The organism is Leucobacter sp. GX0328 (assembly GCF_053567315.1).
Genome location: NZ_JBSGPC010000001.1, coordinates 399,771 through 416,689 on the forward strand (window position 1 = coordinate 399,771; position 16,919 = coordinate 416,689).

At 62.3% G+C, this 16,919-nt stretch carries 9 protein-coding genes; 2 read left to right on the forward strand and 7 right to left on the reverse strand.

Going from position 1 to position 16,919, the window contains the following annotated elements; translation table 11 throughout:
* Positions 1 to 48: 48 nt before the first annotated feature.
* Complete coding sequence (locus ACUYTF_RS01795; RefSeq protein ID WP_449279246.1) at positions 49 to 300, forward strand: hypothetical protein; 252 nt, start codon at positions 49 to 51, stop codon at positions 298 to 300.
* Positions 297 to 860, forward strand: coding sequence for a hypothetical protein (locus ACUYTF_RS01800; RefSeq protein ID WP_449279247.1), 564 nt, complete (start codon positions 297 to 299; stop codon positions 858 to 860). Before ACUYTF_RS01795 ends, ACUYTF_RS01800 begins: the two co-directional genes overlap by 4 nt.
* A 919-nt stretch (positions 861 to 1,779) precedes the next feature.
* On the opposite strand, the gene ACUYTF_RS01805 is transcribed toward ACUYTF_RS01800, so the two are convergent.
* The 7 genes from ACUYTF_RS01805 to ACUYTF_RS01835 all read right to left on the reverse strand — a co-directional run bounded on the left by ACUYTF_RS01805 (position 1,780) and on the right by ACUYTF_RS01835 (position 16,821).
* A complete protein-coding gene (locus ACUYTF_RS01805; protein ID WP_449279248.1) occupies positions 1,780 to 6,714 on the reverse strand; it encodes an SdrD B-like domain-containing protein in 4,935 nt (1,644 codons plus the stop codon).
* Between the two features lie 239 nt (positions 6,715 to 6,953).
* Positions 6,954 to 8,165 (reverse strand): sigma-70 family RNA polymerase sigma factor, encoded by a 1,212-nt coding sequence (locus ACUYTF_RS01810; RefSeq protein ID WP_449279249.1) that lies wholly within the window; start codon positions 8,163 to 8,165, stop codon positions 6,954 to 6,956.
* Between the two features lie 663 nt (positions 8,166 to 8,828).
* Complete coding sequence (locus tag ACUYTF_RS01815) at positions 8,829 to 11,675, reverse strand: hypothetical protein (RefSeq protein WP_449279250.1); 2,847 nt, start codon at positions 11,673 to 11,675, stop codon at positions 8,829 to 8,831.
* A 95-nt stretch (positions 11,676 to 11,770) separates the two neighbouring features.
* On the reverse strand, positions 11,771 to 13,090 hold the full coding sequence (locus tag ACUYTF_RS01820) for a hypothetical protein (protein WP_449279251.1): 1,320 nt from the start codon (positions 13,088 to 13,090) through the stop codon (positions 11,771 to 11,773).
* Positions 13,091 to 14,242: 1,152 nt separating this feature from the next.
* On the reverse strand, positions 14,243 to 15,043 hold the full coding sequence (locus ACUYTF_RS01825; protein WP_449279252.1) for a hypothetical protein: 801 nt from the start codon (positions 15,041 to 15,043) through the stop codon (positions 14,243 to 14,245).
* A complete protein-coding gene (locus ACUYTF_RS01830; protein ID WP_449279253.1) occupies positions 15,036 to 15,818 on the reverse strand; it encodes a hypothetical protein in 783 nt (260 codons plus the stop codon). Before ACUYTF_RS01830 ends, ACUYTF_RS01825 begins: the two co-directional genes overlap by 8 nt.
* Entirely contained in the window at positions 15,811 to 16,821 is a 1,011-nt protein-coding gene (locus ACUYTF_RS01835; RefSeq protein WP_449279254.1) for a hypothetical protein, read from the reverse strand. The genes ACUYTF_RS01830 and ACUYTF_RS01835 overlap by 8 nt, the downstream gene beginning before the upstream one ends.
* Positions 16,822 to 16,919 lie beyond the last annotated feature (98 nt).

Genomic DNA, 16,919 nt, shown 5'->3' on the forward strand with positions numbered 1-16,919 from the left:
CGCCGCCCCGCACATCTACAAAGCAAAAGCACCTTCGAAGGAGACCCCATGAGCGAGCCTCTGAAGTTTGATCTATCGGCACTCCGGCTCAGTAACGAACCCACCATCGCGATAAAGGTCGGATTGCAGCAGATCCTCCAGCATTCCTGGTGCGGCACGGTCGTCGTCCGCAGTCACCTCGCGCAGGATGGCCCCCTCGGCACGTGCCCTTCTTGCGACCGTCCGACCGATCCCTGGTGGCAGCAGCAGATCGATCCAGACGGCCTCGCCGGCCTAAATCTCATTGAGCCGCGCCGATGAAGCTCGCGATCGCCGACCCACCGTACTTCGGTCGCGCAAACCGCTGGTATGGGTCCGGCCGCGGGCACCGCGGCGGCGTCGGCCGCGCTGACGAGCATCTCCAGGCAGCCGAGTACGACCGGATCGAGACGCACCACGCACTGCTCCGCACGCTCGAGACCGATTACGACGGCTGGGCGTACGCCGGCGCACCCGACTACCTAGAAGCTCTTCGGCCAGCAATGCCGACCGACGTGCGCGTCATGATCTGGCATCGCGGCAACGCGCAACCATCGGGAGCGCGAATCCGCTCCTCATACGAGATTGTCCTGGTACGAATACCTGCGGGAAGGCGAGCCCACGGGACCGGCCTCGCTGTCGACGACGTGCTGCACGCCGGAGTAGAGAACAAGCGCGGCTTCGCTGGAGCAAAACCGGCAGCCTGGACGAGATGGGTCCTTGCAGCGCTCGGATACCAAGCCGGTCACGACGAACTCCACGACCTGTTCCCCGGCTCAAACGCCGTCACCGATGCATGCGATGGCCTCCTCCCGGAACCCTGGAACACCGGAATACAGTGAACGAGCCCGCCGACCAGTCCGATATATGCATGATGGGCTCTCCGCAAAATCGGATGGCCCATCAGAAATCCACACTCAGCTACAGGGTGAGCCTGAATCTTCGGTGGTCATCGATGACTGTCCGAGAAAGGCGTGCCACCAACGTAAGTAAGGCCCCCTCTGGCAACCATCAAGAACTGTGTGTACGGGCCACCTGCCGTACAAACGTACTCAACGCCAAGCTGAGTCAACGAAGCTTCGCCCCAATTCTGACTAGTGAACGTGCTGCCAGCCAAGAAGAGTTTTCTTATTGAGGACAGTACTCAAACTGAGATGAGTAGCGGGAACTCCACTGTCATGAACACACGTCTTCGAGTGCTTGGAACTAGTTGAGGAATAGCGAGGCCGAAAGGACTGGTCGAACAGTTCGGGCGGTACGGCTCTGGACGCCTGCGTCTCCACGAATGAAGTCAGCGGGGTCCAGAGCCGCACCTTGGGGGATGCCGCCGAGGTGATGCCGTGTGTGGTAGTCATGACCCTTGCGGGCATCAAGGGGATCCTGGCGGCGGCCGCCACCCGACCGATTGTCCGGAACTATGGGGCACGATTCCCAGGGGGGGAAGAGGGAGGTGCAGAGTTCAAGGATTACGGCGCTATTAGGGAGCTATGAGTGGCGGCCTGTCACCCGCACTGGTAACAGCACGGGTGGTCAAGTCTTGGACACAATTACTAAAGATTCTGTGTTCAAGAAGTCAGTGGTCAAAATCATTGATGTTGTGAGCGGGCATGAGGGCACTTCCCAGTGACTCAGGCCACATACGAGACAGTGCTCGGTGTTAGGAAACGCTCAGGGTCTGGGCCGATCTGGTTTCGGGATTCCCTGGCCCCAACTGAGAACCACATTAGGTCTCGGTCGGGACCAGGGAATCTCCGAGGCTACCTACCCTTGAGCGATGTCGCCGGTTGCAGTGTTCTCGCTACGGCGTTTGCGGAGCAGGAATACTGCGCCGCCAACGAGGAGGAGTCCTGCACCGAGGAGAGCCGCACCGCCGAGGAACTGCCCGCCGGTGATCGCAAGGCCCGGCACTGGGGGTGGCGTGGTGAAGGTGTTGGTTACCCTTACTACGTTCTTCACCCCGGTGAGGTTCGCGACGATGCCGTCGCTATCCCCGCCTGCGGTCGTGTCATCACTGTCCGAGACCGTGACCTTTGCGCCGTTTGGCACGTTGGTCTCTGCGACCTGGCAAGTCACCCCTGCCGGAACCGTGATCGTCCGTGACTGGCCGTCCTTCAGACTGAAGGATGCATCAGCCGCGGGCAGCACGTAGTCGCCATCCACGGCCTCACCGTTCTCACCCGTGCCGGGAATGGTGCAGGCGAGAGTGAAGTCGTACGCACCACCGGTACCGGGGCCCTCGACCTTCTTCGACACCGTCAGTTCCGCGTTCTCGAACGTGTTCACCGCCGAGATCGTGAGCGCCTGCAGGTCCTCGGGAGTACCGCTGGTGACGGCGACCGAGTTCTCCCACGAGTCGAAATCGATCTCGGACTGAGCTGCACCACCGGTGACGGTCTCCTCGCCGAAGCAGCGAGCCCCGAGCGGCAGGAGACGAGGCTCGTCGTTGTCGCCGACGAGGACCTTCGTCTGTCCACCCTTGATCTTCACCACGCCGGAGTAGACATCAGAGCGCACGGTCTCGCCTGCGTCGTTCACTTCTTCGACCTGGCAGGTGACGAGGATCTCGAACATGCGATCCTGTGCGGCCTCGACCGCGATGTCGTCGCCCGCGAGAGCCTTTGACACCTCGATTGTGCCGGCGGAGTAGTAGTTCGTCAGCGACGCGGTCACCGTGCCGGATTCTCCTGTCGACGGGTTCCACGGGATCGTGACAACCACCGGATCAGGCAGCGCGTCCGGGTCTGCGTTCCCAGCCACGGTCTCGGTGACGGTGCACTCGGCGCCGGCTGGGATCGGCTCCAGCGCATCTGAGGTGACCGAGGACCCGCCGTTCACCTGCAAGGTGACGTCCTGTTCGAACACGCGCTCACCGTCGACCATGCAGACCACATTGAAGGTCAGCTCGTCCGACGCCGCGAACTCCTCAACTCCGACGCCTTCGAGCAGCTTGTTGATGATCAGGCCACCAGTGTGCTGTACGAGGCCTGCATCGATCGACAGATCGTCGGTATCGGCTGCGAGCTCGAATTCGTCGCTCTCTCCCGTCGCGGGGTCCGCGTTCGAGTCGATCTCGGTGTCGCCGCCGGCATGCTTCTCAGTGAAGGTGTATCCGGTGAGGCCCGACGCGTCGAACACGACTCGATAGCTGCCAGAAGCGAGCTCCTCGAAGAGGTACATGCCATCGGCATCTGTCGTGGTCGATAGGTCGACCGTGTTCCCATCGGCATCGGTACCGAGCAGACGAACCGGAATGTCCGAGATACCCGGCTCACCGTCGTCCTGTAAACCGTTGCCATTCAGGTCGTCCCAGACACGGTCACCGACGGAGGAAGAGACGACGTTCACGACGCGCGCAGCGGGTCCAACCCCCTGGGAAACACCGTCTACGCGGCCCGAGGTGATATTGCGGTATACGTCGCCTGCGGCATTGCCGACCGGTGTCATGTTGATCGCGACTGCGAAGTCGTGATCCGGGGTGAATGCTCCAGCACGCTGGAACCGGAGCCCTGTGACCTCCTCGTTCGTCTGCGGGCAATTCGCAGCCGTCCCGTCACCGGAGATCACCGCACCGGCCACCGCGTCACACCACACCGTCGCCCCATCCGTCGCGTTCGACGGGTCAGAAGGGTCCGAGTTCAGCGACGCTGCCGTAGCACTGGTGTAGAGAATCACGATGTCGTCACCCGCTGTGGGGGCCGCGGAGTCGAACACGAGCGTGCCATCGAAATCATTGCCGTTCAGCCCGTTCGCGGGCAACACGTCGATGACGTCTACGTTCTCTACGTTCGACGGCGCGTCGATGTTCGCGAACTGCACCGTCCAGCGCAGAGTACGCGGGTTCGTCACCCAGTCCTGGTTCAACTCGATGACCGGCTTATCAACTGTCTTGGAGATCTTGATTCCCGTCGGCACCACCAGCTGCATCTGACGATCATCGGAACGTACGGATGCGTCGCTCTGGTCGGCCGGCGAGGACACCAACACGTCGTTCGTGTAGACGCCGTTGCCGGCGACGTCGAGGATCTCGGCGGTGACCACGATCGGTTCAATGGGCTGTCCGACCGGAAGGGCGCCGAGGTTCCAACGCACATACTGACGATCGTCGGCGCAGTCGAGTTCAGCATTGGCGGGTGCACCGTACTGTACGAGCTCTGGACTCAATGCGGCATCGCCTTGGGTTGCACTCTGGAACACCTGATACTTCGGCAGGCAATCCTCAACGATCACCTCGGCAGTGCTGCCCTCAACAGGGACAGACGTTGACAAGGAGGGGTTGAGGCGGTATCGCACAGTGGTACCGGATGTGTACTGCGGGACCGCGGTGTCTACGAACTCGCCTGTGGTCGGGTTCTCGACGTACTTCTTTACACGGACGATCGCCTCGCCCAGAATGAGGCGATCACCGAGCCCGCCCTTGTGAGTCTCGGGGTCGTAGCTCGGGACGCGGTCGGCGCGGTTCGGAGCCTCAGTGACTTCCTCGGCCGTCATGACCCCGTTCGCATACATCTGCGAGGCCCAGTTGCCGATGGGCGACGTGTCCTCGGAATCGAGAACTACCTGTCCGATCGCGAAGTCGGCGGTGATCCCGGCGAAGGTCGTCCCCTCGGGGTAGGCGGTGTGGAAGCTCACACGGACGCGGTTGACCCCGGCCCAGATGGTGCGCCCCTGGTCGTCGGTGGAGACGCTCGCGCCAGCAACCTCGCCGGGGTCGGTCACCCAGGTGCCGCTCGAGCAATCGCTGTCGGCACCGGCGCCAGCCGGGCCGCTGCTGTACTCGATCCGGAGGTCCTGCACGCCGGAAGTCGGGGTACCGATACTCGAAGCGGGATGGTTTGTGTTCCCTTCTCGGTATCGCGCTACGAACACAGGTTCGCCGTTGCTCGGATACATCCCGGTGTTAAAGCCATGCCAGTCCGGGTGCGCAGCGAGTGCGAGCCGCGAGGGATCCCACACGTCGCACGACACCATCGTGCGCGAGAACTGTTCACCGGTGCCAGCAGCCCCTTCGTTGCCGGTCAACAGCACGCTTTGCACCGATTGACCCGGCATTACCACGGTGTTGCCGTCTTTCCACTTACCAGAGCCCGGAAGTCCCTCAAAGAAGTAGCTGCCGGTGTAGTCCAGCGCCGAGGTGTTCCCGTCAGTCCCGAAGATCCCTGTGAAGGCTTTGTCGAAGCTGCCATTGAGCTGGATGCGGACATTCGCGTCGCGGTCGTTGTTGCTCGGGTCGTCCACGTTCGGGGTGCCGTCGATCCCATTCATCTGAACATTGACGTACTCGTTGTGCGTGTCAAGCGCGTACACACCCTCGGTATCACCGCCACCGAAGTCAAGCACCGCATCCTGCGGCACCTGAACGCGCAGTTCGAACGACACCACGAAGCCAAGGTTCGCCGGGAGAGCGTTCCCGCTACCGGTCGTGGTCGGTACGGTAGCCGCGCTCGTGTCAACATCCGTGATCGTGATAGTAACGTTTTCGCCCGGCGTACCACTTGGACAGTTGATGCTGCCCGTATCTCGTACCGAGTTCGATTCGGTCGCGTACTCGCCCAGCCCGATCCTGCTGTACGGCAGGCTGGAACGGAAGCCCGAACCCTGAGTGATAAGGCCGCAGTCTTTCATGCTGGGCGCGTAGGCGTCGCGTGCGGCGGCCTCAGAGCCCGCGGCAGTAACCATTTGACTCCAGACGGTCGCGCCGAAGAAGGAGGCCGGGTCAAGGTTCTCCTCGAAGGAGATCGGACTGGAAAGCGGGGTCGTCCCCTTGCCACTGGCAGGCACGGTGACGCTCACCGGGTACGCAATCACCCGGCACGTCCGAGAATCGTCGCGCTCACACGGCTCGGAGTTCTGAAACAGCGGGCCTTGGTTCGGCTGGCTCGCGGCGACGCGCTTCGACAGGTCGAACTGCGCCTTCGCGGAGACGGTTGCCGGAACGGTCTCGATCTGCGTAGCCTCAGCCTGCTCGCTGATCACCTCAAACGAGATCGGGTCCATCTCGGTGCCGTTCGGGACCTCCGGCCGAACCTGTGTGAGGAACGAATAATCCAGCGATGTCCCCATAGTTACGTCGTCCAACGCGCAGATGACGATCTGTTCGGGGAGCGATTCCCACGAAGTCGCAGTGAGCGGCACGTCCGGATCAGGAAGCGACTCCGGGGTCACCGACGAACCGGGACCGCAGTAGGGCGGCAGGCTTACGAGCTCCTGCCCCTTCGGGATCGTGATGGTGATCGTCGGGTTTGTGTGGTCCTCGCCCTCGTATCGGATACCAAGGCTGGTGGTGATCGTATCGTTCGTGCGCACGATGTCGTTATCGGGCCCGGAGTCGTTGCCGGCGTCGTCGTTGTCTTGGAACGGCTCAGTCCCGGTCTGTTGCGAGACTGTCAGGCTCAGCGTGCCCTCACCTGCTGCGAACGGCGTGATTACAGGCGCGTCTTCGGCAGACGGCGCGGGCACCTCAGAGGTATCTACATCCTGGGTGCTCTCACCTGCATCTTCCGGCTCGTCCAGTGCCTCTGAGGTCGCCGGGGATTCATCGGCTGGTACTTCGGATTCCTCAGCCCAAGAAGCGGTCGCAGGAGTAAGAGTGAATGCGAGAGCCAACGCGAGCGCCGAGGCAATGAGCTTTCCCCCCTCCCTCCGGAATTGGGATCGTCTCACGGGGCGGATGCCCGGTGATGGGTCGCTGATATGCAATGTGTCTCCTCTTGTCTCAATACAACAACAGGGTTCTGCGGTAGATCGCTCCCCCGCTAGGGGCGGACCTGTCGCAGGATCCACGCACTCCCCCAAAGCACGCAGATACGCATCCCTTCATACATAAAGACCATGCAGTGGCGTGGAGTGTTACAGGGTTCCGAAGATCCACCTGAAACCCTTGTCTGCGCGTGACGCACTTCATTGTGCGAGGGAGGCTCATTATCTGGTCCTCTGGCTTAGTCCCGAAGCTTCCAGTTCGGCGTTGTGTCGTCAGGAGATATCGTCGGGTCTGCTTTCGGTAGCCGTGACGCTTTCGGATCAGGAAGGTCCCTGATGAGGTTCGGCCGGGTCTCAGGATCAGTGTCCTCTGTGAGATCCGTTTCGGCTTTCAGAGTGTGGGAACTTGTTGGTTCCGTCCCTACGGTCGGAGCGGCGGGAGTTCCAATAGCGTCCTTCGGGAACAACGAGAAGGCGCCCGCTACGACGAACGCGACACCCGCGGCAAGACCAAGCCAACCGACGACCCGGCTCCCGCTGCTGGCTCCCACCGTCTGTGCTGCGTCCGCAGATGATTTCGTGGGGCTGGTCGCGGATGCTGCCGACGCATCACCACCAGAGATGGCCGCTGTTCCGGCGATCCCGCTGCCGGCGATAATTGGGCCGGCGCAGGCACGCAGCTGTTGCCCGAGATCACGCAACCTCGACACTTGGGCCTTGCACTCCGAACATTCCGGCAGATGCTGCTCCACCCGTGCGGTGTCACGCATCCCAAGTTCGCCGCGCACGTGCTCCCCGAGGAGGCGGGCAGTATCCACACAGCCGGGTCCCGGACTCTCGACGTACTGCTGCAAGTAGGCTGCGGCGAGCTTTTTCCTCGCCCGATGTGCGACCACCCGCACCGCGCCCGCCTGCATCCCCAGATACTCGGATGCGGCCTCCGCAGTGATCCCCTCGACATCCAACAGCCACAGTACCCGGCGAGCATCTTCTGAGAGTGTGGCGAAGGCGCGACCGATCTGGTCACGTTCTCCGAATGACGCGACGACTGGCTCTGCTGCTTCATCGAAGAGTTCCGTGAGGACATCCGGGGCAATCGTGACAGTGCCGGCGTCGATCTGGAAGGTGCGGGTTGCCTCGCTGCGAAGCGAGATCAGCAAGTAGCCGAGCACCGACTCCGTCGGCCCTTTTCCGTTCGCCAATGCACGCAGCACCCGAGTGAATGTTTCAGATACCAGGTCCTCGGCCTTGCCACGATCCCGTGTCATCAGGAGGGCCTGCGCGAGCGCGGGCCCGCGATGCCGCTCATACAGCTCTCCAAACGCCGCGCGACCAGAGGCAGTACCGGCCCCGGCACGAACGAGATCGCACAGCATTCGATCATCCAGTGCTTGCACGTCAGTGCCAGATAGAGAAGTTGGAACCGGGACACGCAATGCAGCATCGCTCATCGTTCCCACACCTCCCTAGCTCCTCCGGCACACCCATCATGGCTGCTACATTTACCAGCAACTCCCCCAGATACAGCGGGTTCTGTCCCGAATAATATCCCAAATACTGATGACTCGGACCTAATATCTTAATAGGATGCTGATCACCCCTTGATTGCAACGCCCAGAAGGCTGTGCCGGAAAGAAAATAAGACCACGGCCGTCAAAAGCCCTGCAGCGGCGACTTGAAACGAGACGCTGTCGTGCTCTTGGACTCGAGCCTCGTTCAGAAATTAGTCATGAGTTTTCCTGCCGAGTTGGAGCGTATTCATGGGCCCGAAACGGGAAACGAGGCACTTCGCCGGGATCGCCGCCGTGGCGCAAATGCGTATCGCCCCTCAGTAGGCAATCGTCTTCCTCAAGAGAGTGAGCTGCGCCCCTTGCCCGTGCTCTTGTCGCGCCCATGGGCTAGTTCTCCGACTAGGTGATCCCGCGATCGGCTGCGCACACTTTCACACTTCTCGCGCCGAGCTGCGCTCTTCGGTGAGTCACGCCCGCTCCGTTCACCCTCAGCTCGATTGCTGAATGGGTTCGCTCATCTGAGACGCCTGCAGAATGCAGAGTGCCCTACGCACGCTTGAAGCGTGCGTAGGGCACTTATTTGTCGAGGCCGAGCCGGGGAGATTAGGCTTCGTCGACGTCTACGCTCTCAGGGCCTGCGAGCTTGCGGCGACGCATTGCGTACACCGTAGCTGCCGCACCGCCTGCGAGCAGTGCTGCGCCGGCCAGGCCGAACATTGCGAGACTCGGTCCACCCGTGGTGGCGAGCTTCTCGATGACCGGCGGCACCGGGATGAAGGGCTTCTCCTTCACCTCGAAGTTCTCCGACGGCTCACCGCACTTGCCGACATGAACGGCGGTCTTCTCGCCGTCCTCGATCAGCCACAGGGTCTCGACGTAGCCGCCGAGGCCGACGTGCTTCTCCGTCGTGGTGACCTTCTTCGACTCGTACCGGCCAGGCTTGTCGACCTTCACGCCAGTAGCGTCCTCGAAGTCCTTGATCTCAGTTTCGGGCGAGCACACGAGCTTGTCGCCCTCGCGCTCGTACGCCTTGAACGTGACCTCGTACTCGACGCGCTCCGAGATGGGGCCCTCCACGATGGCGGTGTCCCAAATGTCATCACCGACGACAACGCTCGACTGCGCTTCGGTCCTCACCTTGGGGTAGTCGACGACGGTCTTCTCGTTTTCGATACCGCACTTGCCCTCGTGGATGAGCACCTCCTCACCCTCGGGCGGAGTGACGTAGTAGCGCTCGACCCAGTAGCCCGTGCCGACGCTGTTCGCGAGCACGGCAGGCGAATCGACATTCCCGGTCTGGGTGACCTCCACACGATCCGTGGTCGCTACCGGCTGCGCCAGGCAGACAGCAGCGGGGTCCGTGAGTTCTTCCTCGGTCCAGAGGACGGGCTCGCCGGCTTCATCGAGCACCTTCTCCCAGTTCGAGTCGTACTTCGGCTCGCCGGCCTTCGGCTGGAGGTAGTAGGTGAAGTCGATCTCGTTCTTCGCGTTGTCGACAATCGAGCCCTCTACGAGCGCAGTGTCGTGAATGTCGCCCTTGTATGCGCCGTCCGGCTGAGCCTGAGTCGAGACCTCGGGGCGAGTAATCTCGGCGGTCTCGGACGGTACACCGAAGTCGTCGCAGTATTCCTTCGCCTTGCCCACAGCGTTCTCAGCTTGGTCCTCGTCGAGGAGACACCACTGCACGGTGACGTACTTGTCATCGCTCGTGTACGGAATCTGCACCGCCTCCGACGTGAAGGTCTCGTCGGGACTGTCGATGTTCATCATCGTGGTGGTGAGTACTTCGGCGTCGGCCGGAGCCGTGGCCTGCTGCTCCGGCTTCTCATCGAGCGTGTACACGGTACCGCGGAGCGTGAACGGGGTACGTCCGCCGTCGGTCTGCAGCCATCCGCCCTTGTTCAGGTATACGGAGACATCATCGGTGAAGGTGCCACCGATCGTGACCGAGTCCGTGGACAGCTGAGTCGTGAAGCTGATGTCCGACGGGGTGATCTGCCCCTCGGAGACCTTGCCGAACCCGTCCGTGAAGTAGTAGTTCTCCGGAAGCGACGGGTGCCCGCCAGGAGGATTCGTGATCGACGAAAGCTGCTCATCGTATTCGATGGACCAGACCCACGAGTAATAGCCTGCTTCCTTCGACACGCCCTCAACCGTGGGCGCGTACGTGCCAGGCCCCGTCACTGTGTCCGTCGTGATCTCGGCAGTCGCAGCGATCGGTGCGTTCTTCGGCGGTTCCGCTGATGGGTTATCTGCCGGATCGCTCAGGAACGGGCCGTACAGCGTCCCCTTCGCCGTGATCGGAGCGAAGATCGTCGCACCGTCACGGACACCGATACGCCACGGGTTGGAGCCGTCAGCAACATCGAAGGTCACAGTGTCCGAGAAGCTCTCGCCTTCCTGGACGAACTTCGACGGTGTCTCCGTCGTGAGCGAGGGCGACCAGATGGTGTCCGGGTCGATATAGACGGCGCTGTAGTCGCCAGACACCGGCGTCACACCTCCACCTGCCACAAGGCCCTGCCCCAGGCCACCGGGAGTGCCGTAGTAGACCTCGGAGCTTTCGACGGTGTACTGATACTTCCCGGTGACCGTGATCGTGTAGTACCGATCCCACCCCGCGTCGTCATAGGGAGCTTGACCGACAAACGGGATATCGAGCACACCCGTCGTGCCACCGGGGAACTCGATCCGATTCGTACCGGTCTGAGTGAAGATCGCGTTCTCAATCGTCAGCTCAGTAGTTCCCGGATCCGCCGTCACGTAACCCGCGTAGGGGCCGGTATGAGTGATGCGAGGATCGCTCGGCGCTCCAATCGCTGCACCCGCGTTCATGGCTTCCGCGATCATCGCATTCGCGAACGCGACGACATCGGGGCCGACGCCGGCCTGCATGTAGGCGAGGGCCTGCTGGTAGCCGGCGGATGCGCCACCGGAGCGCAGCTGCCAGAGCGCGATCTGCACCGCGGCGGCCTGATGGTTGTCAGCCGTCGCGCCATAGTGGCTGAGTACGTAGTTGTAGTACTTCAGCATGTCGCCCGAGAGTTCAGGCGCAGAAATACCGGTGAAGGTCTGGCCGTTCACCATGTATGAGCCGACCGAGTATGCCGGGAGCGCGGATGTTGCTCCGAGCGCGGGATTGTTCCCCATGACGGTCGCCTTGCCGAGCTCCGCGCAGTAGACGATGTAGCCGTCAGCGTGCAGGAAGTTACCGGCTCCGGTATCACCGCCGAACCAGACACCCGCCCCCAAACTGACTGCCGATGCGGGTGCGGCGGTAAGCATGGAGGTGCCGAATGCGCTGCCAGTGCCGAGCAGGAGGCCCGCTACGAGCAGTGCCCCGCTTGCGCGTCTGATACCGCGCTTTCTTCTTTCGCGCCGATTCAGACGCTGTGTTTCTTTCAATGACATGAAAGGCCTTTCTTGTCGTAGATGCGATAGGTTCGCCATCCACCGGCAAGAAGCAACCTCACGCGCAGTTCGCAATAGGCACAGGAAGGGAAAAGCCCCGGCTTCACAAAGTTTTCGTGAAGCCAGGGCTTATCTCACCACTCGTCCTCTCCGCCAGATCCGGGAGGTGCGTAGGTGGGGCAACCGTTTCCGGAGCCCCCGGTCGGGTACCAACCCGGAGGGGGCGGGAGGCATCCACCGCCGCCGGGGACGTAGCCGGGATCGTAGCCCCCGCCACCGCCCGCGGGGGGCGCGGTGCCTCCGCCGCCGGCGGGAGGCACGTATCCTCCCCCACCGCCACCGCCGGTCCAGCCTGTGTCGACCCAGCCACCGCCGCCGCCAGCCCAGCCCGTGTCGACCCAGCCACCCGTGCCCGGATCGACGTAGCCGCCGGTACCTGCCGCGGCAGCCGCCGCCGCTGCCTCTGCCGCGGCAGCCTGCGCCACCGCTTCGGTTTCAGCAGCCTTCGCTGCCGTGCCCGCATCGGCGTACGCCTTGAGCTTGACCGACAGCATCGTCACGAGCGCCGCATCTGAAATCTCAACGGGCTTCTTTGTGCTCGTGCTGGCGGTGAGGATCAGCGCATCAGGCGAGATCTCCGTGATCTTTGCCGTGTCAGCCGCGGCTTTCGCCGCGCTCGTCACAGCAGCATGCGTATCGGGCACCGACTGAGTCACCGCGGTCACTGCGGCGACCTGCTTCGGAGCATTCGCGCTCGCATCCCGCACCGATTCCAATGCACCGGCCACCGCATCCGCAACAATCCCGCGGCGGTCCTCGACGTCATCGAGCTCGGCTTGCGCGGCCGCGGTCGCCTGCTCGGCCACTTTGAGTTCCTGCTTTGCTGCTTCGAGTCGCTCAGGCGAGTACTCCCCGACCTTCACACGTTCGACGTCCGCAGCTTCCCACGTCACCACATCACCGAGCACGACCGTGTCAGTGCCAGTCCACTGCGACACTTTCACCCCGGCAGACTTCAGAGCCTTAGTCGCCTGATCTGCGAGCGCCTGGTCTTCCTCTGACATTGCATCCTTCGGCAGCTTCTCAGCAACCGACTCCCCTGCAGTCTTCAGCGCCTTCGCTTGCTCCGCGGTGAATATCGGATCGGCCGTTTCGCCGAGCTGCTTGAGGCGATCGGCCACCCCCTTCGCTTCTGCGAGCTCTTTAACGCTCAGCACAGATGCGAGGTCGGTACCCAGCTGAAGTTCTGCAGCCTCTGTCCGCTGCTCGTTCACCTCGTCAACGACGGCCGCGTACTCGGCGCGTTGCTGCTCCTGATGGATCAGCGCGCCAGCCGTGATGCCCACCGCTGCTAGCGCTGCGACCAAGACCGCGCCGCCGATCAGCAGCGCCTTCCGCCTGGGCTTTCTCGTCGGGGTCCGGGCGGCGCCTGCAGCGCCGTCATCATCAGTCATGTTTTCCATGATTGCCTTTCGTTTCGGTCCCCTTCGTCACCCCCGACATTGAGGGTAGAGGAGACCACTGACGTTCGAGAACTCGAACTAAGGGACGGGGATGCCTGCGAGCAGAATCCCAATCGGGATCCCAGCTGCGACGGCGAGTGGCAGGTACAACTGCCTTATAAAGAGCCGTGCAAATCCTGACGAACGCCGCACTGGGTGGCCGCACTCAAGCGTCCACGGCCGGTCATTTTCCACGCCGGGCAATGGGGGCTCGGTACTCGGATTCATATCCACGGATCCTGCTCCTGATTCGCTCGACTGAGAGTGCGGTGGTTTGTGTGACTAGCACGCTGAGAAGGCCGCCGAGGCCCATCGCGAAAGTACTGCCCCGCATCCGTGACCAAAAGTCTGTGGCCGTGGACAGATCCTTCGCGATACCATCGACGACCTCGATGTGGATCGCCGAGTAGTTCAACCAGCCATACATGAGTGCCGCTGCGGAGAGTATCCCTATCAGGGCATTGACCCCACGCCATCGCGGCTCTCTCCCCTGACGAAGCCAGTGCCCGAAGTACGCAAAGAACGAGAGTGCCGGTAAGACCAACCCCGCGGAGATTTCGTGTAGCAATCCCCACAGAGTCCGGGCAGGAAGAATACATTCGGTGTTTTCGATCGAAAACTCCGCCTTCTGAGCCTCGAAGTCGAAATCGAGATCCGGGACCGGGGCGCAACGCGCCCCGCCGCCCTGATCCAAGTAGTAGTGCAGCTGGACCCTGCTTCCAGATTCCGTTGGCTCTGTGACCGTGGACACAGAATCCACCGGAATACGAACCCAGGGCTGTAACGGAGCGAACGCGGTCGCGACCACGGACACGAGAAACGCGACGGAGAGGGCAAAAGAGATCCACTTGGCACGCCACAGAAGTGCATGAGAGGGCGAGGACAGCATTCATGTATTACATCCCCAACCATGGAGCCGCAGCAATTCCGAGCCAGGCACCGATCGCAAGGAAAGCGATGCCTCCTGCGATATCGGTGAGTGCCGAATCAATCGCGCGCCTTTTGCAGACGCGACAGCTCTTGCCACGGCGCTCTTCTCCCGGATGACTTGCTGGTGACTTCATCGAGGTCACTGGAGTACCCCGCGTTCCGCACTGTTCGGACTCACACATTCGCCACCGCCGAAACCCCGGCTGGTTCTGACGTATCACCCTGCTCGAGCAGCCCCTCGTCTTCCATTCGTTTCAGGAACCTCTGCCCTGTTTTCGGGGTTTTCCCGCCAAGCCAGTCCCCTACGACCTTGCCTGTAGGCCGCTTCCCCTCACGAACGACGTAGTCGAGTACAAGCTCACGCACTTCGTCGTCACCGGCCTCCATGAGGTCCGGGTTCACCAGACGCAAGGGAGCCGGCGCCGTCGGCTCTTGCCGGACTGGTTCGGCACTGTACGCTGCAGCGCTTGGGGTCGAGACCTTATTCGGCGGCTCGGGTGCCGGAGCTTGGCGGCGGGGCGCGAACTCAGCTCGGTCTCGCAGCGCCTGCAGTTTCGCGCGTTCCTTCTCGTCAGGGATCAGCATCATCACGAGATGCGTGATCGCCAGCAGCGCCGCGGGCGGCGTCGACGCGAGAATCGCTGCAGCCCACGGGCTGGTCACGGTCATGTCTGCCGCACGCCACGCATGCGTAGCGTTTGCCACGATTGAAACCCCAGAGAGCAGAATGAACGTAGTGTAAGCAAGCCAGCGTCCGCTCACACCGCGCATCCTGAACTGAGCAGCAGCGATCATCGTTGCCACCGTCCCCACGTCCACAAGTACTGGGAACAGTTCAGGAAGCGGCAGTCCGTTCACGCGGGCAACATCAATGAGAGTCGCGTACGAGATCGCCATTGCCGAGACGCCCACGATCGCCAGAGGGATCCCGAGCGAGGCGACCATGGCCCAAGTGCGTGTGGGTTTCTTAGCCATGAGTTATCCAATCCGACAGCATCCGCGACCCGGTTTCACCGGCTCGGAACTCGTTCTTGAAGTGCGTGAGCGCGCGTGCATGCGATGCAGAGCTTGATACCCGGAAATCAGGATCGAGCAGGAACTGGCCCATCAAGCTCGTGGACGCAGCTCGAGGCCGCGAACCGCGCGCAATCTTCATGACCGCGATGACTTGCTCGAGCGTCAGAGTCGGGCACATCCTGTGCGCCGCACGGCGCTCGTCCGTCTCGTACGAGAGCCGCTGAGGAGGGTTGACCGCAGTCCACATGAGCAGTTCCCGGATCGCTACATGATGCTTCTCAGGCGTCACCTGCGCGACCAGCGCGAACGTCAAGTCAACTACTTCCTGGATCGGTGTGTGCGGCGACTCGTCGTCTTCGATCGGCATCGGGATCATTTCGGCAGCCTCGATCGGCACGCCGCGGGTCCCCCACTGCTCCTGCCCCCAACGGACAGCGCACGCCCACAGGTATGCCCACGGGTTCTCCGCGGTCGCCGCGTACCGTGCCGGCCCAGCCTCACCGTCTTGCCGAGTGGCGAGCAGCTGCTCGACGATCATGTTCACGACCTCGTCGCGTTCGAGGTCATATCCCCAACCGCGGGCCGCACCCTTCAGGCCAGGGGCGAAGAACTCGGTCAGCTGCTCGATAAACGCGAAGCCCTCTGCTGTGCTGAGGAACTGCCCGCCCTGATCGGCGAGCTCAGTGAGGGTTGCTCGTTGACGCCACAGGTCAAAGCGTTCCACGCTAGCCATTGTCGGCCTCCAGTTCCAGGTCTCGGATGGTTTCTTCGGACAGCATGCGGGTCACTTCCCCACCGAGCCGTGCCAGGTTCTGGGACGGGTCGCCCCCGAGTCGACATTCGATGGCGACTACACGGGAAAGGCCGTGTGTGAGCGCGATACGTATCGCACGCAGCTGCTCGCCCGCGACTTGGTTAGCTCGCGCGGCCGACATCAGGTCCAGTCCGAGTTCCCCGCCCAGCCGCTCTTGCAGCAACGTGGTCTCCGACAAGGTCTTGTCGAGCCGCTTCTCCAGCAGCAGCCGCTGCGTCTCAGCAGGATCCTGCTGCGAACGGGAGGCGCGCTCCTGCAGTTGCAGCAGTGACTTGTGCACCGCATCCACCGATGCTCCAGGCCGCTGCAGCTTCTTCAGCCCCTTCTCGGCAGCTTCCCGAAGCTCCTCCGGAGCAGTCTCAGACTGAGCCACCTGTCGGATGTCGGTGATCTTGTTGATCGTGTCCAGCGAGATCCCCGTCACCTGCTTCGCCGATTGCGGAAGGGAAAGAACTTCCGCATTTTCCCGGTTATTGGAATTTCCAATAACCGGGATCTCGTGCCCTCGCACCTGAGTCTGGGCTTGTTTCGCCTTGGCCCGCGATTTGAATGCCGGCTCGTATATCTTGGTCCACGCTTCTTCAATTTCGAGAGGTGTCAGCTGGAGGCGGACGCGGTTCGCTTCGGCTTCGAGCAACGCCCGGTCCTCCGGCGTGACGTCGTGGAGGATGAGGGCGGAGATATGCTCCCACCCGGCCTGACGTGCCGCTTCGAGGCGATGCCGACCATCGATGAGTACCAGGTCTGCGTCGACCACGATGGGCTGCAGTTGCAGCTGGCCACCGAGCGAATCGAACGACTCCCGAACCGCCTTCACGTGCGCGTCGTTGAGTTTGCGCTGACGCTCACGAACAACCACATCAGCGACGGGCACTGGCTTCCAATCCTGGCGAACATCGCCACGGATCAATCCCTCGGTCATGCTTTCACTCCATTTCGGTCAAGTTCGCGGCTTACCTCTGCAGGCACTCTGTCTCGCGTCCAGATGAGGTCTTTCGCTTCGCTGTGCACGGCGCACAG

What these genes read in the sequence shown, in the direction of transcription:
- ACUYTF_RS01830 (WP_449279253.1), bottom strand. Translation starts at nt 15,818, where the DNA reads ATGGCTAGCGTGGAACGCTTTGACCTGTGGCGTCAACGAGCAACCCTC.
- ACUYTF_RS01825 (WP_449279252.1), bottom strand. Translation starts at nt 15,043, where the DNA reads ATGGCTAAGAAACCCACACGCACTTGGGCCATGGTCGCCTCGCTCGGG.
- ACUYTF_RS01795 (WP_449279246.1), top strand. Translation starts at nt 49, where the DNA reads ATGAGCGAGCCTCTGAAGTTTGATCTATCGGCACTCCGGCTCAGTAAC.
- ACUYTF_RS01810 (WP_449279249.1), bottom strand. Translation starts at nt 8,165, where the DNA reads ATGAGCGATGCTGCATTGCGTGTCCCGGTTCCAACTTCTCTATCTGGC.
- ACUYTF_RS01835 (WP_449279254.1), bottom strand. Translation starts at nt 16,821, where the DNA reads ATGACCGAGGGATTGATCCGTGGCGATGTTCGCCAGGATTGGAAGCCA.
- ACUYTF_RS01815 (WP_449279250.1), bottom strand. Translation starts at nt 11,675, where the DNA reads ATGGCGAACCTATCGCATCTACGACAAGAAAGGCCTTTCATGTCATTG.
- ACUYTF_RS01820 (WP_449279251.1), bottom strand. Translation starts at nt 13,090, where the DNA reads ATGACTGATGATGACGGCGCTGCAGGCGCCGCCCGGACCCCGACGAGA.
- ACUYTF_RS01800 (WP_449279247.1), top strand. Translation starts at nt 297, where the DNA reads ATGAAGCTCGCGATCGCCGACCCACCGTACTTCGGTCGCGCAAACCGC.